Source organism: Streptomyces sp. NPDC025638, from assembly GCF_055558775.1.
The window spans coordinates 212820-235695 of sequence record NZ_JBVHLX010000005.1; the positions used below are offsets into that span (position 1 = coordinate 212820).

A 22876-nucleotide genomic window follows, 5' to 3' on the forward strand; every position below is an offset into this window, starting at 1 on the left:
TACCGCGCCTGTTTCGCCGGAAGATCCGAATGAGACGCGCTGAGGGGTGACCACCCACCGGGTGGTCACCCCTCAGTTCTGTCCTCGGCCCCCGCCGGCCCGTCCTCAGCCCCGCTGGCCCGATGGCCTGCGCAGGGCGGGCCGGGCCGCCGCCGTGCGGGCCCTGAGCGACGCCCACCAGGCCGACGCCGCCCACAGCACCCGCACGCTGGACCGCGGGGCGAACCGCGCGCGCAGTTGCGTACCGCGGCCGACCGTGCCGCTCAGCCCGTCGACGGCCCGGCGCACGTCCTCGGCGAGCCCCGCCGTCGCGCGCGGCCGCGGCGCGTAGAGGACCTGCTCCACGGCGTCGGCCACCCGGTGCACCGCGGCCCCGGCCACCGGGGCCAGATGCCCGAGCCGGACGATCCGGGCGGCCGCCTTGCGCGGGGTCTGCGAGTCGTCCGGCATGATGCCGAAGTCCCATGCGGTGTCGGTCAGTTCCTGCCAGGCCGCCAGCGCGTGGGCCGCCGCGCCCTCGTCGGTACGGGCGTGCCCGCCCAGCCGTACGGCGCGCAGCCGCATCCGCCACAGCATCGGCGTCAGCGGGATCGTCACGACGGCCAGCCCGCCGAGCGCCCACAGCGCGTACTCCCACCACGGGGGACCGTTGTCGTCCGTGTGCGGCGCGGCTGCCGCGGACGGGCTGGAGCACACGTCCTGCTTGCGCTGCTGGGCCGTGCAGCTCTCGCTCGGCGAGGCCTCCGTCGAGGGCACCGCGCTCGCCGCCTGGGACGGACGCACCTGGTCCGGCAGGGAGCTGCCCGGCGTGTCCGTCTGGGTGTACGAGGGGGTCGTACCGCGGGTCGGGGTCGGCTCGAAGCGGGTCCAGCCCACGCCCTCGAAGTACAGCTCGGGCCAGGCGTGCGCGTCCTTCAGACCGACCGACACCGAGCCGTCCGCCTGCGGGGAACCGGGCGCGAAGCCCACCGCGACCCGGGCCGGGATGCCCAGCGTGCGGGCCATCGCGGCCATCGCGAACGAGAAGTGGACACAGAAGCCCTGCTTCTTCTGCAGGAAGGCGGCAATGGCGTTGCGGCCCCTGCCGACCTCCACCTGGGTGTCGTACTGGAAGCCGCCCGTGACGGCGAAGTAGTCCTGGAGCTTGACCGCCTGGTCGTAGTGGCTCGTCGCGCCGTCGGTGACCTCCTTGGCGGTCTTGGCCACGACCGACGGGAGCGAGGAGGGCACCTTGGTGTAGTCGCGCTTCAGCGCCGCCGACGGCTCCGGCGCCGTGGCCAACTGGTCCGCGGACGGCTGTACGTCCAGGCTGGTCACTTGGTAGGTCGCGCCGCGCGTGTTCTGGCCGTGGTCGCCGACGAGCGTCATGCCCACGGGTTCGTAGCGCCAGTTGCCGCCGACCTTCACGCTGCTCGGCGGGTAGGGCATCGGCAGCCAGTCCTGGGCGTACCAGTCCGCCGCCGAGATGGTGGTCGTGACCGTCGTGCGCTTGATCCCCTGGCCCAGGCCGATCGGCGTGGGGAACCGGTCCGGTACGCCGACGATGTGCCGCTGGGACGGCTTCCAGGTGACGCCGTCGAAGTCGTCCAGGGAGACGATGCGCAGATACAGGTCGGAGATGTCGTTGGTGTCGGTCTTCACGGACAGGACCTGGCGGTCCTGGTCCACGTTCAGACTGTCGCGCAGCGACACCAGGGGGTTGACCGCGGAGATGGTGCCGCCGTTCCCGTTGCCCGCGCCCACGCCGGTTCCGGTGCCGTCCAGGAGGCCGCCCTGCATCGCGGGCAGGGCGAGCGGCACGAACAGGGCGACGCCGAGCGCGACCGCGCCGATACGGCGGCCGGTGCGGACCGGTGCCACCGCGTTGCCCGCGGGCTCGCCGGGGGCGCGCGGCGCGCCGCCGAAGACGCGGCCCCACTGGGAGAGCCGGTCCCGGCCCTCGGCCAGGAGCAGCATCAGATAGCCGGCCGCCGCGACCAGGAACCACAGCCAGTCGGCACCGCCGTCGGACAGCCCCGCGGCCACCGAGTACAGCGCGAGCAGCGGCAGTCCGGCCGGGGCCGCGCTGCGGAAGGTCACCGCGAGGGTGTCCACGATCAGCCCGATCACCAGGACGCCGCCGACGAGCATCAGCCGGATGCCGTCGGACAACGGTGCCGGGATCGCGTACTGGTTGACGTCCTCCGAGCCCTGCCGGAACAGGTCGGCGAAGTGCCGGATCGCGTCCGGACCGGGGATCAGCCCGGCGATCGCGTGCTCCCGGGCGAACACGAGGGTCAGCAGCATCAGCGTGGTGAGCGCCTGTGCCGCCACGGTCAGCGGCCGGGCCAGCGGCACCCGGCGGGTCGCCGCGCCCACCCCCGTCTGCACCGCCACCAGGAAGACCGCCTGCAGCAGCCACGTGGGCTTGTCCACCAGCGGCAGCAGCGCACACGCCGCCATCAACGTTGCCGCGGCGGCACACATGGCCAGCCGTGCCCGCCCACTCATGACAGTGCCTCTCCGCCGGACACCGCGGCGACGCCCGTGCGTTCGCGGTCCGCCTGGCGCCACAGTTCGCTCAGTGAGGCGCCCCGGGGGACGCTCACGGCGGTCCAGCCCGCCTCGTGCAGCAGGCGCAGTCGCTCCCCGTGCTGCGCCGTGGGGCCGGGTACATCGGTCGGCTCGCTCATCCACGCGTCGCTGTCCAGCAGGAAGGCGACCGCGCCGCCGCTGCGCTGGCGCATCTTGGCCACCACCGCGGCCTGTTCGTCGTCGAGGTCGCCCAGGAAGGCGACCAGCAGTCCTTCGTTGCCGCCGCGCAGCACGTCGTAGGCCCGGGAGAGCCCCGTGCCGTCCGAGTGGTCGATCACGGCGAGGGTGTCCATCATCAGCCCGGCGGCGTCCGCGGTCTCCTGGCTGGCGCCCGCGAACCCGTCGGTGCCCTCGCCGGGCACGGCGCTGCCCGTGTCGGTCAACAGCCGCACCGAGAAGCCGCGTTCGAGCATGTGGACCAGGACCGACGCGGTGCCCGACACCGCCCACTCGAAGGGCGAGTCCGGACCCGCGCCCGCGAAGGCGATGCCACGCGTGTCGAGCAGCACCGTGCAGCGGGAGCGCTGCGGCTGCTCCTCCCTGCGCACCATCAACTCGCCGTAGCGGGCGGTGGAACGCCAGTGGACGCGGCGCAGATCGTCGCCGTAGCGGTACCCGCGCGGGATCACGTCGTCCTCGCCCGCCAGGGCCAGCGAGCGCTGCCGCCCGTCGCCGTACCCCTTCGCCTCACCGCTGAACCGGACCGGCGGCAGCGGCTCCACGCGCGGGATCACGGTCAGGGTGTCGAATGTCGAGAAGGATCTGGTCAGTTCGCACATCCCGAACGGGTCCGTGAGACGCAGCTGGAGCGGGCCGAGCGGATAGCGGCCGCGCAGGTCCGAGCGGACCCGGTAGGACACCTCGCGGCGGCCGCCCGGCTCCACCCGGTCCAGGACGAAGCGGGGCCGGGGACCGAGCACGTACGGCACCCGGTCCTGCAGCATCAGCAGTCCCGTGGGCAGCCGCGAGACGTTGTCCATCCGCAGATGGACCCGGGCCTCGCTGCCGGCCGGCACCCGCGAGGGGGCGAGCCTGCGGCTGCCGGCCACCCGGTAACGGGTGCGGTAGAGCATGGTCGCGCAGATCAGGGGCAGGACGGCCAGCAGCAGCCCGACCCGGAGCAGATCGCTCTGCCCCAGGACGTACGCGCAGATCGCGGCCGCGATGCCCGCGGCCAGGAAGGACCGCCCGCGGGTGGTCAGCCCCGCCAGAGCCGTACGGACGCCGCCCTTCTCGTCGCGCTCGGTCTCCGCCTGCCCGGTCCTGCCGGCCGTCATCACAGCCTCCGCGGAGGCTGCGAGGGATAGGCGGGCGTGCCCCGGACCAGGCCGCCGAAGCCGGACTGCTGCTGGGGCGCCGCGGGCACCGGGGTGTGCTGCAGGATCTCCTGGACGACCTGCTCCGACGTACGACGGTTGAGCTGGGCCTGCGCCGTCGGCAGCAGCCGGTGTGCCAGGACCGCCACGGCGAGAGTTTGCACATCGTCCGGCAGCGCGTACTCCCGGCCGCTGAGGGCGGCCGACGCCTTCGCCGCGCGCAGCAGGTGCAGCGTCGCGCGCGGTGAGGCGCCGAGTCTCAGATCGGGGTGCGTGCGCGTGGCGGCGACCAGGTCCACCGCGTACCGCCGGACCGGCTCGGCGACATGGACGCCCCGCACGGCCTCGATCAGCTTCACGATGTCGTGCGCGTGCGCCACCGGCTGGAGGTCCTCCAGCGGGCTCACCCCGCCGTGGATGTCGAGCATCTGCAACTCGGCCTCCACACTGGGGTAGCCGACGGAGACCCGGGCCATGAAGCGGTCGCGCTGGGCCTCGGGCAGCGGGTAGGTGCCCTCCATCTCGACCGGGTTCTGCGTGGCCACCACCATGAACGGGCTGGGCAGTTCATAGGTCTGCCCGTCGATGGTGACCTGGCGCTCCTCCATCGACTCCAGCAGCGCCGACTGGGTCTTGGGCGAGGCGCGGTTGATCTCGTCGCCGATCACGATCTGCGCGAAGATGGCGCCCGGCTTGAACTCGAAGTCCCGCCGCTGCTGGTCCCAGATGGACACGCCGGTGATGTCCGACGGCAGCAGGTCGGGCGTGAACTGGATACGCCGCACCGAACAGTCGATGGACCGCGCCAGCGCCTTGGCCAGCATGGTCTTGCCCACCCCGGGAACGTCCTCGATCAGAAGATGTCCCTCGGCGAGCAGCACGGTCAGCGAAAGCCGTACGACCTCGGGCTTGCCCTCGATCACTCCCTCCACCGAACTGCGGACCCGCTCCACAGTGGCAGTCAGATCAGTGAGGCTCGCTCGATCGTCATAGGTCGTCACCCGGCCCTCCTCGGCCCGTTCTTACTCCGGGCCGTCGCTCTGCGATGCGGACCGGCCCACCCCGAACACGGACACCACGCGTGAATGGTTCCGCGTGACGCCACACCCCGCATTCTTGCTGCCGTTACCGATTCGTGTCACTCGCCTGTGGACAACTGCCCGCACTATGTCGGTCTTACGGCGTTTTCGACCGGCATTTTCGATGCCGGTGGCGGGACGTTCCGGAGCGGGCGGGCCGTCGGCGGGCCGGTCAGGCCGGGTCGACCTCGCGCAGCAGACCCGTCCTGACGTCGAACACGAAGCCCCGCACATCGTCGGTGTGCAGCAGGAACGGCGAGGTACGCACCCGCTGCATGGACTGCCGTACGTCCTGGTCGACGTCCCGGAAGGACTCCACGGCCCAGGCCGGGCGCTGGCCGACCTCCATCTCCAGTTCGGTGCGGAAGTCCTCGGTGAGGGACTCCAGGCCGCAGCCGGTGTGGTGGATGAGGACGATGCTGCGCGTGCCCAGCTTGCGCTGGCTGATGGTGAGCGAGCGGATCACGTCGTCGGTGACCACGCCGCCCGCGTTGCGGATGGTGTGGCAGTCGCCGAGCTCCAGGCCGAGCGCGGCGTGCAGGTCGAGCCGGGCGTCCATACAGGCCACGACGGCGACATGGAGGACGGGGTGCGCGTCCATGCCGGGGTCGGAGAAGGCGGCGGAGTAGTGCTGGTTGGCCTCGACCAGGCGATCCGTCACGGTGCCGCCGTGAGTTATGGCGCCTTCGGATCCAGTGGGAGCTGCTGCGGAAGTCGTCATACCCATGACGTTACTGGTCACCGCTGGTCCGAGCCTGTTGTGAGAGTGGACAAAGAACGTCATCGTGGCTTGTTGTGAGCTAACCCACACGGAGGGCAAACCTGCGCCGGAGGTGTGATTGCCGTCGAAATGCGTCCCTGCCCGAGGTGCGGTCCGCGACGCGCAGGCCGGTTGATTGACCGCGAGACAGGGTGGACTAAAGTGACGCGAAGCGGGAGGCGAGACTCTCCCTGCTGGACTGAATTCCCCCGGAGATCCCGGCTCCGTCGGACCGTCTCCCCACGTGCGCGGCGCGTACGTACGGCTCGGCCTCCTCCCGCTCCCGGCCGGCTGACGCTTCCGGCGCCGGCAGGCCTCCCCTTCACGAGCGGGCGGGGACCCGGCGGTGCGTACGGCCCGCGCCGGACCTGAGAGGCCCCCTTGAGCCAGAGTCGACACGTCCCGGTGATGCTCCAGCGGTGCCTGGATCTGCTGGCGCCCGCACTGGAGCGGCCGGGAGCGGTGGTCGTCGACTGCACCCTGGGCCTGGGCGGCCACAGCGAGGCGCTGCTGAGCCGCTTCCCCGAGGCCCGGCTCGTCGCCCTCGACCGGGACAAGGAGGCCCTGCGGCTGTCCGGCGAGCGGCTCGCGCCCTTCGGCGAGCGGGCCACCCTCGTGCACGCCGTGTACGACGAGCTCCCCGACGTACTGAACCGGCTCGGCATCGCGCGCGTGCAGGGCGTCCTGTTCGACCTCGGCGTCTCCTCCATGCAACTCGACGAGGCCGGCCGCGGCTTCGCCTACGCTCAGGACGCGCCGCTCGACATGCGCATGGACCAGACGACCGGCATCAGCGCGGCCGAGGTCCTCAACACCTACCCGGCGGGCGAGTTGGTGCGGATCCTGCGGGCGTACGGCGAGGAGAAGCAGGCCAAGCGGATCGTCGCCGCGATCGTCCGCGAGCGGGACAAGAAGCCGTTCGACAACAGCGCGCGGCTCGTGGAGCTGATCCGCGACGCCCTGCCGCAGGCCGCCAAGCGGACGGGCGGCAACCCGGCCAAGCGCACCTTCCAGGCGCTGCGGATCGAGGTCAACGGAGAGCTGTCCGTTCTGGAGCGGGCGATCCCGGCCGCGGTCAAGGCGCTCGACGTGGGCGGGCGGATCGCCGTGCTGTCGTACCACTCGCTGGAGGACCGCCTGGTCAAGCAGGTGTTCGCGGCCGGTGCCGCGAACACCGCGCCGCCCGGACTGCCGGTCGTGCCCGAGCGCTACCAGCCCCGGCTCAAGCTGCTCACGCGCGGTGCCGAACTTCCCACCGAGGAAGAGGTCGCCGAGAACCGCCGGGCGGCTCCGGCGCGGCTGCGCGGGGCCCAGCGCATCAGGGAAGACGTCGTATGAGGGGCGTGAGTGAGTTGGGTACCCGAACTCACCGGAGGGCATGTGAGTAGGAAACCCGAACTGAGGGGGAGGGCCGCCCGGCTCGCACGGCTCTTTCCGGCCGGGCGGGGGCAGGCGGCCCGGACGCCGTTCGTCCTCCTCGTCGTCCTGCTCCTCGGCGGTGGTCTCATCGGGCTCCTGGTGCTGAACTCGGCGCTCAGCGAAGGCTCGTTCCGGCTGGACGACCTCCAGAAACAGACGAAGAACCTCACCGACGAGCAACAGGCCCTCCAGCGGGACATCGACGCGTACTCCGCCCCCGACGCCCTCCAGCGCCGTGCCCGTGAACTCGGCATGGTGCCCGGCGGCGACCCGGCCTTCCTCGACCCCGACGGCACCGTCAAGGGCGTTCCCGGCCCCGCCGCCCTGCGGCAGTCCGCCCCGACCACGACCGCGCCCCTCCCGCCCGAGGCGATCCTCCCGGCCGCCCCCGCGTCCCCGGCCCGGCAGACCACACCGGCCACCCCGACCCCGACTTCCCCGGGCCCCGTCTCTCCGGCGCCACCGACGCCCGTCTCCACCCCCCAGCCCGCCACGACCCCGACCCCCGGCAGGTGACGGAAGTGTCAGACACCTCTGGAGAAAGGCAACCGCCGCGCCGCCGTGTGCCCGGCCCCGCCAAGCCGCCCCGGCCCGGGAACGGCGGCCGTCGGCAACCCGGTCCCGGTCCCGGTCCCGGGGCCCGCCCGGTCCGCCGCCCCCAGCAGGCCCGCCCGGCGGCCGCCCGCCCGCTGCGGCTCGGCAGCCCCCGCCCGCGCCTGCGCATGGTCAGTCTCGCGCTGACCCTGGTGCTGCTCGCCTTCGTGGTGCGGCTGCTCCAGGTGCAGGCCGTCGACGCGAGCGCGTACGCGGCCAAGGCCGAGCAGAACCGGTATGTCGTCCACACCCTCGCCGCCGAGCGCGGCGGGATCACCGACCGCAACGGCGTGGCCCTGGCGATCAGCGAGGACGCGTACGACATCACGGCCGACCCGACGATGTTCACGCGCAAGCAGCTCGGCATCGACGACGGCCCCGAGCGGGCGGCCGCACTCCTCGCGCCGATCGTCGGGCAGGACCAGGACACACTCGTCCGCAAGCTGCGGCCCGCCAACAAGGACCTGCGCTACGTCAAACTCGCCGGCCGCCGGACCCCGCAGGTCTGGAACCAGATCAAGGACCTGAGGAGCGCGCTCGCCCAGAAGGCGAACACGGACAAGACCACCGTCAACGTCCTCGCCGGCGTCTTCTCCGACCCCAGCAGCAAGCGCGTGTACCCGAACGGCGACCTCGCCGCCGGGATACTGGGCTGGGTCAATGCCGAGGGCAAGGGCGGCGGCGGCATCGAGCAGCAGCTGAACAAGACGCTGACCGGCACGGACGGCAAGATCCGCTACGCCCAGTCCGGCGGCCGCGAGGTGCCCACCGCGGGCTCCACCGAGACCCCCGCCGTGCCCGGCGCCGACGTCGAACTCACCATCGACCGCGACATCCAGTGGGCCGCGCAGAACGCCATCAGCGAGCAGGTGAAGAAGTCCAAGGCCGACCGCGGGTATGTCGTCGTGCAGGACACCCGTACCGGCGAGATCCTCGCCATGGCCGACTCACCCGGCTTCGACCCGAACGACCTGTCGAAGGCGGATTCCGCCGCGATGGGCAACCCGGCCCTCCAGGACGCCTACGAGCCCGGCTCCACCGCCAAGGTGATGTCGATGTCGGCCGTGCTGGAGGAGAACGCCGCCACCCCGCTCACCCATGTCGTCGTCCCCAACCGGCTGCACCGCGGCGACCGCCTCTTCCAGGACGACGTCGACCACGGGACCTGGTACCTCACGCTCAACGGCGTCCTGGCCAAGTCCAGCAACATCGGCACCATCCTGGCCGCCGGCCAGCTCGGAAAGACCCAGCGGGAGGCCAACGACGTCCTCTACTCCTATCTGAAGAAGTTCGGCCTCGGCAGCTACACCGGACTCGGCTTCCCCGGTGAGACCAAGGGCATCCTCGCGCCCGCGGACAAGTGGTCGACGTCGCAGCAGTACACGATTCCTTTCGGCCAGGGCATGTCCCTCAACGCCATGCAGGCGGCCTCCGTCTACTCGACGATCGCCAACGGCGGCGTCCGCATCGAACCCACCCTGGTGCGCGGCACCGAGGGCGCCGACGGCCGCTTCACCCCCACCGCCAAGCCCGAGAAGACCCGGGTGATCAGCGAGAAGACGGCGAAGACCGTCGCCCAGATGCTGGAGTCCGTCGTGGACGACCGGGAGGGCACCGGCACCAAGGCGCGCATCCCCGGCTACCGCGTCGCGGGGAAGACGGGTACGGCCAACCGCGTGGATCCGGCCACCGGCAAGTACCGCGGCTACACCTCTTCATTCGCCGGATTCGCACCCGCGGACAACCCCCGGATCACCGTCTACTGCGCCATCCAGAACGCCACCGCCGGCAGCTACTTCGGCGGCCAGATCTGCGGCCCCATCTACAAGCAGGTGATGGAGTTCGCCCTGAAGACCCTCCAGATCCCGCCGACCGGGGCCAAGGCCGCGCATCTGCCGGTCACCTACAAGCCCTGACCTGCACCGGTACCTCGCACAGACCACCAGGAACGAGCTCGTGAGAACGATCACCCCGGATCCCGGGAACCACGGCCCCTCCGGCCCCTCGCTTCGCTCCACGGCGGGTGCGCCCGGTACGCTCACCGCCGTGCCACACGCTGATCAGTCCCAAACCACCCAGAAGGGCGCTTCCGTGACCTACCCGGGGCCGCCACGACCGGTTCAGGTCTCCGCCACACCCCTCGCGGAGCTCGCCGATCAGCTGGGTGTCGCCGCTTCGCACCCTGCCGCCGAGGTCACGGGCATCACCCACGACTCGCGCGCCGTCCGCCCCGGCGACCTGTACGCCGCCCTCCCCGGTGCCCGGCTGCACGGCGCCGACTTCGTCACCCAGGCCGCGGGCCTGGGCGCCGTCGCCGTGCTGACCGACCCGACGGGCGCCGAGCGCGCCGCCGCGACCGGCCTGCCGGTCCTGGTGGTCGACGACCCGCGCGCGCGGATGGGCGAGCTGGCGGCCACGATCTACGGCCGTCCCGGCCGTGATCTGCTCCAGATCGGCATCACCGGCACCTCCGGCAAGACCACCACCGCCTATCTCGTCGAGGGCGGCCTCAGGACGGTGAAGTCCACCGGTCTGGTCGGCACGGTCGAGATGCGCATCGGCGACGAGCGCATCAAGTCCGAGCGCACCACCCCCGAGGCCACCGACCTCCAGGCCCTGTTCGCCGTCATGCGCGAGCGCGGCGTCGAGGCGGTCGCCATGGAGGTCTCCAGCCACGCCCTGGTCCTCGGCCGGGTCGACGGCTGCGTCTTCGACATCGCCGTCTTCACCAACCTCAGCCCGGAACACATGGAGTTCCACTCCGACATGGAGGACTACTACCGGGCCAAGGCACAGCTGTTCACGCCGCAGCGCAGCAAACGCGGTGTGGTCAACTTCGACGACGAGTACGGCCGCCGGCTCGCCGAGGAGGCCCCCGTCCCGGTGGTCACCTTCTCCGCCGAGGGACACCCCGACGCCGACTGGCGCGCCGAGGACGTCCGCATCGGCCCGATGGACTCGACGTTCACCGTCGTCGGTCCCCGGGGCGAGCGGATCACCGCGAAGTCGCCGCTGCCGGGCCCGTTCAACGTGGCGAACACCCTCGCCGCCGTGGTCGCCCTCGCCGCCGCGGGCCTCGACCCGCAGACCGCCGCCGACGGCGTCGCCGCCGTACCCGGCGTACCGGGCCGCCTGGAGCGGGTGGACGCCGGACAGCCGTATCTCGCGGTCGTCGACTACGCCCACAAGACCGACGCGGTCGAATCGGTGCTCAAGGCGCTGCGCAAGGTCACCAAGGGCCGGCTGCACGTCGTCCTCGGCTGCGGCGGCGACCGCGACCGGACCAAGCGCTCCCCGATGGGCGCCGCCGCGGCCCGGCTCGCCGACACGGCCGTACTGACCTCCGACAACCCTCGTTCAGAGGATCCCCTGGCGATCCTCGCCACCATGCTCCAGGGCGCGGCCTCCGTACCCGTGCACGAGCGCGGTGAGGTGCTCCTCTTCGAGGACCGGGCCGCCGCGATCGCCGCCGCGGTGAGTCGTGCCGCGCCCGGCGACACGGTGCTGGTCGCGGGCAAGGGGCACGAGCAGGGCCAGGACATCGCCGGAGTGGTCCGTCCCTTCGACGACCGCCAGGTGCTCCGCGAAGCTATCCAGAAGACCCAGGGATGAACTTGTGATCGCCCTCTCCCTCGCCGAGATCGCAGCAGTCGTCGGCGGGCAGACGCACGACATACCGGATCCGTCCGTCCAGGTCACCGGACCGGTCGTCCGGGACTCCCGCGAGGTGGTGCCCGGCAGCCTCTTCGTCGCCTTCGCCGGCGAACGCGTGGACGGCCACGACTTCGCGGCGGCCGTCGTCGAGGCGGGCGCGGTCGCCGTACTGGCGACGCGCCCCGTCGGCGTGCCCGCGATCGTCGTCGACGACGTCCAGAGCGCCCTCGGCGCCCTGGCCCGGCATGTCGTCGGCCGCCTCGGCGCGACCCTCGTGGCCCTCACCGGCTCGGCGGGCAAGACCAGCACCAAGGACCTCGTCGCCCAGGTGCTGCGCAGCAAGGCGCCGACCGTCTTCACCCCCGGCTCCCTCAACAACGAGATCGGGCTGCCGCTGACCGCCCTCAGCGCCACCGAGGAGACGAAGTTCCTCGTGCTGGAGATGGGCGCCCGCGGCCTCGGCCACATCCGCCACCTCACCGAGCTGACCCCGCCGAGGATCGGCCTGGTGCTCAATGTCGGCACCGCGCACATCGGCGAGTTCGGCGGCCGCGAGCAGATCGCCCAGACGAAGGGCGAACTCGTGGAGGCGCTTCCCGAGGACGGCGCGGCGATCCTCAACGCCGACGATCCGTTGGTACGGGCCATGGCCGCCCGTACCAAGGCGAAGGTGATCCTTTTCGGAGAGTCGGCCGAAGCGGACGTACGCGCCGAGAACGTACGACTCACGGACAGCGGACAGCCCTCCTTCAGGCTTCACACACCCTCCGGTGCAAGCGATGTGACCATGCGCCTGTACGGTGAGCACCACGTGTCGAACGCGCTCGCCGCGGCCGCCGTCGCCCATGAGCTGGGCATGTCCGCGGAAGAGATCGCCACCGCGCTCTCCGAGGCGGGCACCCTCTCCCGCTGGCGGATGGAGGTCACCGAGCGCCCGGACGGCGTGACCATCGTCAACGATGCCTACAACGCCAATCCCGAGTCCATGCGAGCCGCTCTGCGCGCGCTCGCGGCCATGGGCAAGGGGCGGCGGACCTGGGCGGTGCTCGGCAAGATGGCCGAGCTCGGGGACGAGGCGCTCGCCGAGCACGACGCGGTCGGACGGCTCGCCGTCCGGCTCAACGTCAGCAAGCTCGTCGCGGTCGGGGACAGGGAAGCGTCCTGGCTGCAACTGGGCGCATATAACGAGGGTTCGTGGGGTGAGGAGTCGGTGCACGTGTCCGACGCACAGGCGGCGGTCGACCTGTTGCGCAGCGAGTTGCGCCCGGGGGACGTCGTGCTCGTGAAGGCGTCCCGTTCGGTGGGTCTGGAGAGCGTTGCCCAGGCACTGCTCGAGTCCGGTGCCGAGGGTGAGGTTGCCGCCCGATGATGAAGCAGATCCTGTTCGCGGGTGTCATTGGTCTGTTCCTCACCCTGATCGGCACCCCGCTGCTGATCAAGCTCCTCGCGCGCAAGGGCTACGGCCAGTACATCCGCGACGACGGCCCCCGCGAGCACGCCAGCAAGCGCGGTACGCCGACGATGGGCGGTATCGCCTTCATCCTGGCGACGATCGCCGCGTACTTCCTGTCCAAGGTGATCACCGGCTACGCGCCGACCTACTCCGGCCTCCTGGTGCTCGGCCTCATGACCGGCATGGGTCTGGTCGGCTTCCTCGACGACTACATCAAGATCGTCAAGCGGCGCTCGCTGGGTCTGCGGGCCAAGGCCAAGATGGCCGGCCAGCTGCTCGGCGGCATCGCCTTCGCCGTGCTCTCGCTCCAGTTCGCGGACGCGCGCGGCAACACCCCGGCCTCCACCAAGCTGTCGTTCATCACCGACTTCGGCTGGACGATCGGCCCGGTGCTGTTCGTGGTCTGGGCGCTGTTCATGATCCTGGCGATGTCGAACGGCGTGAACCTCACCGACGGTCTGGACGGTCTCGCCACCGGCGCCTCCGTCCTGGTCTTCGGCGCCTACACCTTCATCGGCGTCTGGCAGTTCCAGGAGTCCTGCGCCAACGCGGGGACCCTGACCAACCCCAACGCCTGCTACGAGGTGCGCGACCCGCTCGACCTCGCGGTCGTCTCCTCCGCGCTGATGGGCGCCTGCCTCGGCTTCCTGTGGTGGAACACCTCGCCCGCCAAGATCTTCATGGGTGACACCGGTTCGCTCGCCCTCGGCGGTGTGCTCGCGGGTCTCGCCATCTGCTCCCGCACCGAGCTGCTGATCGCCATCCTCGGCGGCCTGTTCGTCCTGATCACCATGTCGGTCGTCATCCAGGTCGGCTCCTTCAAGCTCACCGGCAAGCGCGTCTTCCGGATGGCGCCACTCCAGCACCACTTCGAACTCAAAGGCTGGTCCGAAGTCCTTGTAGTGGTCCGATTCTGGATCATTCAGGGCATCTGTGTCATCGTCGGACTGGGCCTCTTCTATGCGGGATGGGCAGCGGACAAGTGACCTCATCGGTGTCCTCGGCGGCTTCGGAGTCTTCCGGGGCGTTCGACTTCCGGGCCAAGCACGTCACCGTCGCCGGGCTCGGCGTCTCCGGCGTCCCGGCGGCCAAGGTGCTGCACGGGCTCGGCGCCCTCGTCACGGTCGTCAACGACGGCGACGACGAGCGTGCCCGCGCCCAGGCGGCCGGCCTGGAGGCGCTCGGCATCACCGTGCGCCTCGGCGACGGCGCGACCCTGCCCGAGGGCACCGAGCTCATCGTCACCGCCCCCGGCTGGCAGCCGGACAAGCCGCTGTTCACGGCGGCGGCCGAGGCGGGCGTGCCGATCTGGGGCGACGTCGAGCTGGCCTGGCGGCTCCGCGGTCCGGACGCCGCCCCCTGGCTGGCCGTCACCGGCACCAACGGCAAGACCACGACCGTCCAGATGCTCGCCTCCATCCTGGCGGCGGCGGGCCTGCGCACGGCCGCCGTCGGCAACATCGGCGTCTCGCTCCTCGACGCCGTCCTCGGCGAGGAGGAGTACGACGTCCTGGCCGTCGAGCTCTCCAGCTACCAGCTCCACTGGGCGCCGTCGCTGCGCGCCCACTCGGCCGCCGTACTGAACCTGGCGCCCGATCACCTCGACTGGCACGGCTCCATGGAGGCGTACGCCGCCGACAAGGGCCGTATCTACGAGGGGAATCGGGTCGCCTGCGTCTACAACGTGGCCGACAAACTCACCGAGGACCTGGTGCGCGAGGCGGACGTCGAGGAGGGCTGCCGGGCCGTCGGCTTCACCCTCGGCGCCCCGGGACCCTCCCAACTCGGCGTCGTGGACGGCATCCTGGTCGACCGCGCCTTCGTCGAGAACCGCCACAAGAACGCGCAAGAGCTGGCGGAGGTCTCCGACGTCAACCCGCCCGCCCCGCACAACATCGCCAACGCCCTTGCCGCGGCGGGCCTCGCCCGTGCCTTCGGGGTGCCCGCCACGGCCGTACGGGACGGTCTGCGGGCCTTCCGGCCGGACGCGCACCGCATCGCGCACGTGGCCGACGTGGACGGGGTCGCGTACATCGACGACTCCAAGGCCACCAACACGCATGCGGCAGAAGCCTCGTTGGCGGCATATGAGTCGATCGTATGGATTGCGGGCGGTCTGGCGAAGGGCGCGACCTTCGACGAGCTGGTCGCCAAGTCGGCGAAGCGGCTTCGCGGCGCCGTCCTCATCGGCGCCGACCGCGCCCTGATCCGCGACGCCCTCGCGCGACACGCGCCGGAAGTACCCGTCGTCGACCTCGACCGGACCGACACTGGGGCGATGCTCCAGGCGGTCCAGGAGGCGAAGCGGCTCGCGCGGCCCGGCGACACGGTGCTCCTCGCCCCGGCCTGCGCCTCCATGGACATGTTCACCAACTACAACAAGCGCGGTGACGCGTTCGCGGAGGCGGTTCGCGAACTCGGCGCGGGCGCCTGACGGCGGGTCTCGGCCACAGCGGGTGCTTCGGGACCCTGGGAGGGACGCGTGACTCGCATGTGGCTCAGGCCGGGAGGAGCCGGGGATGTCCGGTAGCCGTACGGGCCGTCCGCCGGTCCGGCGGACCGCCGGACGGCCCACGGCCCCCCGCGGCCCGCGTGAGAACCCCGTACGACGGCTCTACACGCGCGCGCGAAAGGCCTGGGACCGGCCGCTGACCGCGTACTACCTGATCCTCGGCGGCAGCCTGCTGATCACCGTGCTCGGCCTGGTGATGGTCTACTCGGCCTCCCAGATCACCGCGCTCCAGCTGGCGCTGCCGGGCTCGTACTTCTTCCGCAAGCAGTTCCTGGCCGCCGTCATCGGCGGCGGTCTGATGTTCGCCGCCTCCCGCGTGCCGGTGAAACTGCACCGGGCGCTGGCCTACCCGATCCTCGCCGGCGCCGTGTTCCTGATGGTCCTGGTGCAGGTGCCGGGGATAGGGATGGCGGTCAACGGCAACCAGAACTGGATCTCCCTCGGCGGCTCCTTCCAGATCCAGCCGAGCGAGTTCGGCAAGCTGGCGCTGGTGCTCTGGGGCGCGGACCTGATCGCGCGCAAGCAGGAGAAGAAGCTGCTGACCCAGTGGAAGCACATGCTGGTTCCGCTGGTCCCGGTCGCCTTCCTGCTGCTCGGGCTGATCATGCTCGGCGGCGACATGGGCACGGCGATCATCCTCACCGCGATCCTGTTCGGGCTGCTGTGGCTGGCGGGAGCGCCCACCAGGCTGTTCGTCGGCGTGCTCTCGGTCGCCTCCGCGATCGGTGTGATCCTGATCAAGACCAGCCCCAACCGCATGGCCCGGCTCGCCTGCATCGGCGCCACCGAGCCGCGCTCCGGGGTCACCGACTGCTGGCAGGCCGTGCACGGCATCTACGCCCTCGCCTCCGGCGGGCTCTTCGGCTCCGGCCTCGGCGCGAGCGTGGAAAAATGGGGCCAACTACCCGAAGCCCACACCGACTTCATCTTCGCCGTCACCGGTGAGGAACTGGGCCTCGCCGGGACGCTGTCGGTGCTGGCCCTCTTCGCGGCTCTAGGCTATGCGGGTATCCGCGTGGCCGGACGCACGGAGGACCCCTTCGTGAGGTACGCCGCGGGAGGCGTGACCACCTGGATCACCGCGCAGGCAGTGATCAACATCGGTGCGGTGCTCGGTCTGCTGCCGATCGCCGGCGTCCCCCTCCCGCTGTTCTCCTACGGAGGTTCCGCCCTGCTGCCGACCATGTTCGCCATCGGGCTGCTGATCGCCTTCGCGCGCGACGAGCCCGCCGCGCGGGCGGCACTTGCCATGCGGCAACCTCGGTTTGGTAGAAAGCGGGCCGGGGGTACTCCGGGACCCCGGAGATGGAACACGATGCGACGGCGTGCCACTGCGGCGCGCTCGTCCGGAGAGCGGTGAATTTCGGTGCATGTCGTACTCGCCGGTGGGGGGACCGCCGGCCACATCGAGCCCGCGCTCGCCCTCGCGGACGCCCTGCGCAGGCAGGACCCCACCGTGGGGATCACGGCCCTGGGCACTGAGCGCGGCCTGGAGACCAGGCTCGTGCCCGAGCGCGGCTACGAGCTCGCGCTGATCCCGGCGGTGCCGCTGCCGCGCAAGCCCACGCCGGAGCTGATCACCGTCCCGGGCCGGCTGCGCGGCACGATCAAGGCGACCGAGCAGATCCTGGAGCGCACCAAGGCCGACTGTGTGGTCGGCTTCGGCGGCTACGTGGCCCTGCCCGGCTATCTCGCCGCCAAGCGCCTCGGTGTGCCGATCGTGATCCACGAGGCCAACGCCCGGCCCGGACTCGCCAACAAGATCGGCTCCCGGTACGCGGCCCAGGTCGCCGTCTCCACGCCGGACAGCAAGCTGCGAGGCGCCCGCTACATCGGCATCCCGCTGCGCCGCTCCATCGCCACGCTGGACCGCGCGGCCATGCGTCCCGAGGCCCGCGCCCGCTTCGGCCTCGACCCGAACCTGCCCACGCTGCTCGTCTCCGGCGGCTCGCAGGGCGCCCGCCGCCTCAACGAGGTGGTCCAGCAGGTCGCCCCCTGGCTCCAGCAGGCCGGCATCCAGATCCTGCACGCGGTCGGCCCGAAGAACGAACTGCCGCACGTGCAGCAGATGCCGGGGATGCCCCCCTACATCCCGGTAAGTTATCTGGACCGGATGGACCTCGCGTACGCCGCGGCCGACATGATGCTCTGCCGCGCGGGCGCGATGACCGTCGCCGAGCTCTCCGCCGTCGGACTCCCGGCCGCCTATGTCCCGCTGCCCATCGGCAACGGCGAACAGCGGCTCAACGCCCAGCCGGTGGTCAAGGCCGGAGGCGGACTGCTGGTCGACGACGCGGAGCTGACCCCCGAGTGGGTCCAGCAGAACGTCCTGCCCGTGCTCGCCGATCCGCACCGGTTGTACGAGATGTCCCGCGCCGCGGGTGAGTTCGGCCGCCGGGACGCCGACGACCTGCTCGTCGGCATGGTGTACGAGGCGATCGCCTCGCACCGTCGCTAAGCGGTCTCGGGGAAGTGGGGTGCGTTTCCGCGTCGTTCGGTGCGGTGCATCGGCGTGCTGCCGCATCGCCCTCGTACTGGATGTACTTGGGTGATGCGGCGGTGCGGCGAGGTGCCGTGCCGGGCGGCGTGGGGGCGTGCCTCACCTCTCCGAGGCCGCTTAGCATCGGCGAGTGATCCGAAGGGCGCGCCGGAGGGCAGCCGAGCCGTGGAAGGAGCGCGCGCGTGGCCGGACCGACCACCACCGAGCGTGGTGACCGCCAGCAGGAGTCGTCCGGCCCGCCGCTCGTCCGACCGTTGAGGAATCCCCGCGTTCGTACGATCGTCATCCTGGCGGTTGTCGTCGTGCTCCTCGGTGCCGGTTCCGTCTGGCTGTTGTACGGCTCGCAGTGGCTGCGCGTGCACCATGTGTCGGTCTCCGGGACCCGTGTCCTGACGCCCGCACAGGTGCGCGAGGCCGCCGATGTGCCGGTCGGGGAACCGCTGATTTCGGTCGACACAGATGCGATCGGGGCCCGACTCCGCAAGAAATTGCCCCGAATTGACACGGTTGATGTGGTCCGTTCCTGGCCCGGGGGAATCGGGCTCAAAGTGACCGAGCGTACTGCGGTCCTCCTTGTCCAAAAGGCCGGAAAGTTTGTCGAAGTGGACGACGAAGGTGTCCGTTTCGCCACGGTTTCACAGGCGCCGAAAGGCGTTCCGACGCTGGAATTGAAGGCACCTCGCCGGGGTTCGGCCACCGCGAGCCTGCGGCGTTTCGGGCCGGACCGGCTCGTGCGGGAGGCGGTCCGGGTCGCCGGCGACATTCCGGCCGCCGTCGCGCACGACACGAGGGTCGTCAAGGTCCGTTCCTACGACGACATCTCGCTGGAGTTGACCGGCGGCCGCACGGTCGCCTGGGGCAGCTCCGAGAGCGGCCGCGCCAAGGCCCGCACCCTCACCGCCCTGATGAAAGCCTCGCCCGGCGCACGGCACTTCGATGTCAGTGTTCCCACCGCCCCTGCGTCAGCGGGGAGTTGACGCACATCAGCGCAGGCCAGCACCCTGGTTGGGCACCGCTATGCCTGATCACATAGGGTGAAAAGAAAAACGGGAGGTTCGGCGTGTTCGTTGAACGTGCGCCACTTGTCGACTTAGTGTCCTGTTCAGAAGACTCCAAGGAACGGAAACACTGGTAACCCTAAACTTCAGCGTTAGGGTTCGGGTCGGCGCTCGGACCGTCCCATTCGGCATCAGTCGGCGGAGCGCGGCGGACCCGCGAGACGACGGCAACGTAATTCGAGGCGAGAGGCCTTCGACGTGGCAGCACCGCAGAACTACCTCGCAGTCATCAAGGTCATCGGTGTCGGCGGCGGTGGTGTCAATGCCATCAACCGGATGATCGAGGTCGGTCTCAAGGGTGTCGAGTTCATCGCCATCAACACCGACGCGCAGGCGCTGTTGATGAGCGACGCCGACGTCAAGCTCGACGTCGGCCGCGAACTGACGCGCGGACTCGGAGCCGGAGCCAACCCGGCCGTCGGCCGCAAGGCCGCAGAGGACCACCGCGAGGAGATCGAGGAGGTTCTCAAGGGGGCCGACATGGTCTTCGTGACGGCCGGTGAAGGCGGCGGCACCGGCACCGGCGGCGCGCCCGTCGTGGCCAACATCGCGCGCTCCCTGGGTGCCCTCACCATCGGCGTGGTCACGCGCCCGTTCACCTTCGAGGGACGGCGCCGGGCGAACCAGGCCGAGGACGGCATCGCCGAGCTCCGCGAAGAGGTCGACACCCTCATCGTCATCCCGAACGACCGGCTGCTGTCCATCTCGGACCGCCAGGTCTCGGTGCTCGACGCCTTCAAGTCGGCCGACCAGGTTCTGCTCTCCGGTGTCCAGGGCATCACCGACCTCATCACCACCCCCGGCCTGATCAACCTCGACTTCGCCGACGTCAAGTCGGTCATGTCCGAGGCCGGCTCCGCCCTCATGGGCATCGGCTCGGCGCGCGGCGACGACCGTGCGGTGGCCGCGGCCGAGATGGCGATCTCCTCTCCGCTGCTCGAAGCGTCCATCGACGGCGCACGGGGCGTGCTGCTGTCCATCTCCGGTGGCTCCGACCTCGGCCTGTTCGAGATCAACGAGGCCGCCCAGCTGGTCAGCGAGGCCGCCCACCCCGAGGCCAACATCATCTTCGGCGCGGTCATCGACGACGCCCTCGGCGACGAGGTCCGGGTCACCGTGATCGCGGCCGGCTTCGACGGCGGCCAGCCGCCGGCCCGCCGGGACAACGTCCTCGGCTCGGCCTCGGCCTCCGCCCGTCGTGACGAGCCCGCTCCGGTGCGGCAGCCGGAGAGCCGCCCGTCCTTCGGTTCGCTCGGCAGCGTGACCCCGAAGGAGGAGCCGGAGCCCGTCCCCGCCCCGGTGAACGAGGCCCCGGCCGTGCCGCCGATCACCCCGGCGCCGCGGACCTACGCCGACAGCACGGCCGAGGAACTGGACGTGCCGGACTTCCTGAAGTGATAGGACAGCGCGAGACCGTGAACGGCGCGCACTTCGCCTTCACCGACAGGTGGGGCGGGGTGAGCGCCGTTCCGTACGAAGAGCTCAACCTCGGCGGCGCGGTCGGCGACGACCCCGCCGCCGTCCGGGCCAACCGCGAACTCGCGGCCGAGTCCCTGGGGGTCGACCCGGGCCGAGTGGTCTGGATGAACCAGGTGCACGGCGCCGACGTGGTCGTGGTGGACGGACCCTGGGACCCCGCCGCCGAGATCCCCTCGGTCGACGCGGTCGTCACCGCCCGCCGCGGACTCGCCCTGGCCGTGCTCACCGCCGACTGCGTGCCGGTGCTGCTCGCCGATCCGGTCGCCAAGATCGCCGCCGCGGCCCACGCGGGCCGTCCCGGGCTGGTCGCCGGGGTCGTCCCCGCCGCCGTACGGGCCATGGTGGAGCTCGGCGCCGAGCCGTCCCGGATCGTCGCCCGCACCGGGCCCGCCGTCTGCGGCCGGTGCTACGAAGTACCGCAGGCGATGCGCGCCGAGGTCGCCGCCGTCGAACCGACGGCGCACTCGGAGACGAGCTGGGGCACACCGGCGGTCGATGTGAGCGCCGGAGTGCACGCGCAGCTCGAACGGCTCGGGGTGCACGACCGGGAGCAGTCGCCGGTGTGCACGCTCGAGTCGGGCGACCACTTCTCGTACCGCCGCGACCGCACCACCGGACGGCTCGCGGGCTATGTGTGGCTGGACTGATGGGGCATGACGGACCGTAAGACTGAACTCGCCCGAAACCTGGCGAAGGTGGAGGAACGCATCGCCGCCGCGTGCGCGGCCGCCGGGCGCAAGCGGGAAGAGGTGACCCTGATCGTGGTCACCAAGACCTATCCGGCGAGCGATGTACGAATGCTGTCGGAACTCGGTGTGCGTCACGTGGCCGAGAACCGCGACCAGGACGCGGCCCCCAAGGCCGCCGCCTGTTCGGATCTGCCCCTTAATTGGCACTTTGTCGGGCAATTGCAGACCAACAAGGTGCGATCTGTGGTCGGTTATGCGGATGTCGTGCAGTCCGTCGACCGTTCCCGACTTGTCACGGCTCTGTCGAACGAGGCCGAGCGGGCCGGACGCGAGGTCGGGTGCCTCATCCAGGTCGCGCTGGACGCGGGCGCGGCCGGCCGGGGCGAGCGCGGTGGCGTGGCACCCGGCGGAATCGAAGAGTTGGCCGACCTGGTCGCCCGTGCTCCTGGGCTGCGGCTCGACGGACTGATGACCGTCGCTCCGCTCACCGGTGAATACGCGGGGCGTCAACAGGCTGCGTTCGAGCGGTTGATGGATTTGTCGACTGACCTGCGCCGAATCCATCCGGCTGCGAACATGGTCTCTGCAGGGATGAGTGCGGACCTCGAGGAGGCCGTGGCGGCCGGGGCGACACATGTGCGCGTCGGCACCGCGGTGCTCGGAGTCCGCCCCAGCCTCGGGTAACGTCGCCAGGAAGTCGGACCACAGCAGAAAATATGGTCAATGCCGCCGAAGGCGGGCACAACGACCTCGTGGATCGCGGGACTTGGCAGTCGTCAGCCGATCCACCACAGAGCGGAGGACTCAGAGCATGGCCGGCGCGATGCGCAAGATGGCGGTCTACCTCGGCCTCGTGGAGGACGATGGGTACGACGGCCGCGGATTCGACCCCGACGACGACTTCGAGCCCGAACTGGACCCGGAGCCCGAGCGGGACCACCGGCGGCACGAGCCGTCACATCAGTCACACGCCGCACATCAGTCCCAAAGGGATGAAGCGGTGCGAGTGGTGCAGCCGCCCGCGCAACGCGAACCGGTGTCCCATGCCGCCTCGCTGCCTGCGGAATCCGGGCGCCCCGCGCGGATCGCACCCGTGGCGTCCATCACACAAGAACGTCAGTCCCTGGAGAAGAACGCACCGGTGATCATGCCCAAGGTCGTGTCGGAACGAGAGCCGTACCGGATCACCACGCTGCATCCCCGGACCTACAACGAGGCCCGTACCATCGGGGAACACTTCCGTGAGGGCACCCCGGTGATCATGAATCTGACTGAGATGGACGACACAGACGCGAAGCGACTTGTCGACTTTGCGGCTGGTTTGGTGTTTGGTCTTCACGGCAGCATCGAGCGGGTGACGCAGAAGGTGTTCCTGTTGTCGCCTGCTAACGTCGATGTCACGGCGGAGGACAAGGCCCGCATCGCAGAGGGCGGGTTCTTCAACCAGAGCTGAGACGCAGACCGGTCGAACGCACGAAACAGGGGAGAGGGAAGCACGGATCATGAGCGTGTTCCTGGACGTGATCTACATCGCGCTGATGTGCTTCCTCATCGTGCTGATCTTCCGGTTGGTCATGGACTATGTCTTCCAGTTCGCCCGCTCATGGCAACCAGGCAAGGCGATGGTGGTCGTTCTGGAGGCCACCTACACTGTCACCGATCCACCGCTCAAGCTTCTGCGGCGGTTCATTCCGCCGCTGCGTCTCGGGGGCGTGGCGCTCGACCTGTCCTTCTTCGTACTGATGATCATCGTCTACATCCTGATCTCGATCGTGAGCCGGCTGTGAGC

The 22876-nt window shown here is 70.7% G+C and carries 19 protein-coding genes; 15 read left to right on the forward strand and 4 right to left on the reverse strand.

What is annotated here, in order from left to right; all coding sequences use genetic code 11:
- Positions 1 to 105: 105 nt before the first annotated feature.
- From ACZ4EG_RS15035 to ACZ4EG_RS15050, 4 genes are all read right to left on the reverse strand, one after another.
- Positions 106 to 2490 (reverse strand): transglutaminase TgpA family protein, encoded by a 2385-nt coding sequence (locus ACZ4EG_RS15035; RefSeq protein ID WP_467790923.1) that lies wholly within the window; start codon positions 2488 to 2490, stop codon positions 106 to 108.
- The gene (locus ACZ4EG_RS15040) at positions 2487 to 3851 is read right to left on the reverse strand and encodes a DUF58 domain-containing protein (RefSeq protein ID WP_467790924.1); all 1365 of its coding nucleotides are present in this window, start codon (positions 3849 to 3851) and stop codon (positions 2487 to 2489) included. The genes ACZ4EG_RS15035 and ACZ4EG_RS15040 overlap by 4 nt, the downstream gene beginning before the upstream one ends.
- Positions 3851 to 4891, reverse strand: a complete 1041-nt coding sequence (locus ACZ4EG_RS15045) for an AAA family ATPase (RefSeq protein ID WP_467790925.1) — start codon at positions 4889 to 4891, stop codon at positions 3851 to 3853. Before ACZ4EG_RS15045 ends, ACZ4EG_RS15040 begins: the two co-directional genes overlap by 1 nt.
- 250 nt (positions 4892 to 5141) lie before the next feature.
- Complete coding sequence (locus ACZ4EG_RS15050) at positions 5142 to 5753, reverse strand: beta-class carbonic anhydrase (protein WP_390709164.1); 612 nt, start codon at positions 5751 to 5753, stop codon at positions 5142 to 5144.
- Between the two features lie 357 nt (positions 5754 to 6110).
- On the opposite strand from ACZ4EG_RS15050, the gene rsmH reads away from it, so the two are divergent.
- From rsmH to ACZ4EG_RS15125, 15 genes are all read left to right on the forward strand, one after another.
- Positions 6111 to 7067, forward strand: coding sequence for a 16S rRNA (cytosine(1402)-N(4))-methyltransferase RsmH (rsmH, locus tag ACZ4EG_RS15055; RefSeq protein WP_453547955.1), 957 nt, complete (start codon positions 6111 to 6113; stop codon positions 7065 to 7067).
- Between the two features lie 42 nt (positions 7068 to 7109).
- Positions 7110 to 7664: a cell division protein FtsL gene (gene ftsL, locus ACZ4EG_RS15060; RefSeq protein ID WP_467790926.1), complete on the forward strand. Its 555-nt coding sequence runs from the start codon at positions 7110 to 7112 to the stop codon at positions 7662 to 7664.
- A gap of 5 nt (positions 7665 to 7669) precedes the next feature.
- Positions 7670 to 9658 (forward strand): peptidoglycan D,D-transpeptidase FtsI family protein, encoded by a 1989-nt coding sequence (locus tag ACZ4EG_RS15065; protein ID WP_467790927.1) that lies wholly within the window; start codon positions 7670 to 7672, stop codon positions 9656 to 9658.
- Positions 9659 to 9698: 40 nt separating this feature from the next.
- Positions 9699 to 11354 (forward strand): UDP-N-acetylmuramoyl-L-alanyl-D-glutamate--2,6-diaminopimelate ligase, encoded by a 1656-nt coding sequence (locus tag ACZ4EG_RS15070; RefSeq protein WP_467790928.1) that lies wholly within the window; start codon positions 9699 to 9701, stop codon positions 11352 to 11354.
- Between the two features lie 4 nt (positions 11355 to 11358).
- The gene (locus ACZ4EG_RS15075) at positions 11359 to 12765 is read left to right on the forward strand and encodes a UDP-N-acetylmuramoyl-tripeptide--D-alanyl-D-alanine ligase (protein WP_453547963.1); all 1407 of its coding nucleotides are present in this window, start codon (positions 11359 to 11361) and stop codon (positions 12763 to 12765) included.
- A complete protein-coding gene (gene mraY, locus ACZ4EG_RS15080) occupies positions 12765 to 13835 on the forward strand; it encodes a phospho-N-acetylmuramoyl-pentapeptide-transferase (RefSeq protein ID WP_263216381.1) in 1071 nt (356 codons plus the stop codon). Before ACZ4EG_RS15075 ends, mraY begins: the two co-directional genes overlap by 1 nt.
- Positions 13817 to 15283, forward strand: a complete 1467-nt coding sequence (gene murD, locus ACZ4EG_RS15085) for a UDP-N-acetylmuramoyl-L-alanine--D-glutamate ligase (RefSeq protein WP_467790929.1) — start codon at positions 13817 to 13819, stop codon at positions 15281 to 15283. The genes mraY and murD overlap by 19 nt, the downstream gene beginning before the upstream one ends.
- Positions 15284 to 15368: 85 nt before the next feature.
- Positions 15369 to 16721 carry a putative lipid II flippase FtsW gene (gene ftsW, locus ACZ4EG_RS15090; RefSeq protein ID WP_467790930.1) on the forward strand — a complete coding sequence of 451 codons (1353 nt, stop codon included), beginning with the start codon at positions 15369 to 15371 and terminating at the stop codon, positions 16719 to 16721.
- Positions 16722 to 16727: 6 nt separating this feature from the next.
- Complete coding sequence (gene murG, locus ACZ4EG_RS15095; RefSeq protein WP_453547970.1) at positions 16728 to 17819, forward strand: undecaprenyldiphospho-muramoylpentapeptide beta-N-acetylglucosaminyltransferase; 1092 nt, start codon at positions 16728 to 16730, stop codon at positions 17817 to 17819.
- A gap of 224 nt (positions 17820 to 18043) precedes the next feature.
- Entirely contained in the window at positions 18044 to 18838 is a 795-nt protein-coding gene (locus ACZ4EG_RS15100) for a cell division protein FtsQ/DivIB (protein WP_453547972.1), read from the forward strand.
- A 279-nt stretch (positions 18839 to 19117) separates the two neighbouring features.
- Positions 19118 to 20317 carry a cell division protein FtsZ gene (gene ftsZ / locus ACZ4EG_RS15105; protein ID WP_467790931.1) on the forward strand — a complete coding sequence of 400 codons (1200 nt, stop codon included), beginning with the start codon at positions 19118 to 19120 and terminating at the stop codon, positions 20315 to 20317.
- Positions 20314 to 21045, forward strand: coding sequence for a peptidoglycan editing factor PgeF (gene pgeF / locus ACZ4EG_RS15110; protein WP_467790932.1), 732 nt, complete (start codon positions 20314 to 20316; stop codon positions 21043 to 21045). The genes ftsZ and pgeF overlap by 4 nt, the downstream gene beginning before the upstream one ends.
- A gap of 6 nt (positions 21046 to 21051) precedes the next feature.
- Positions 21052 to 21771: a YggS family pyridoxal phosphate-dependent enzyme gene (locus ACZ4EG_RS15115; RefSeq protein WP_453547978.1), complete on the forward strand. Its 720-nt coding sequence runs from the start codon at positions 21052 to 21054 to the stop codon at positions 21769 to 21771.
- A gap of 127 nt (positions 21772 to 21898) precedes the next feature.
- Positions 21899 to 22540 carry a cell division protein SepF gene (locus ACZ4EG_RS15120; protein ID WP_263207751.1) on the forward strand — a complete coding sequence of 214 codons (642 nt, stop codon included), beginning with the start codon at positions 21899 to 21901 and terminating at the stop codon, positions 22538 to 22540.
- A gap of 49 nt (positions 22541 to 22589) precedes the next feature.
- On the forward strand, positions 22590 to 22874 hold the full coding sequence (locus tag ACZ4EG_RS15125; RefSeq protein WP_263207749.1) for a YggT family protein: 285 nt from the start codon (positions 22590 to 22592) through the stop codon (positions 22872 to 22874).
- The last annotated feature ends 2 nt before the right edge of the window (positions 22875 to 22876 follow it).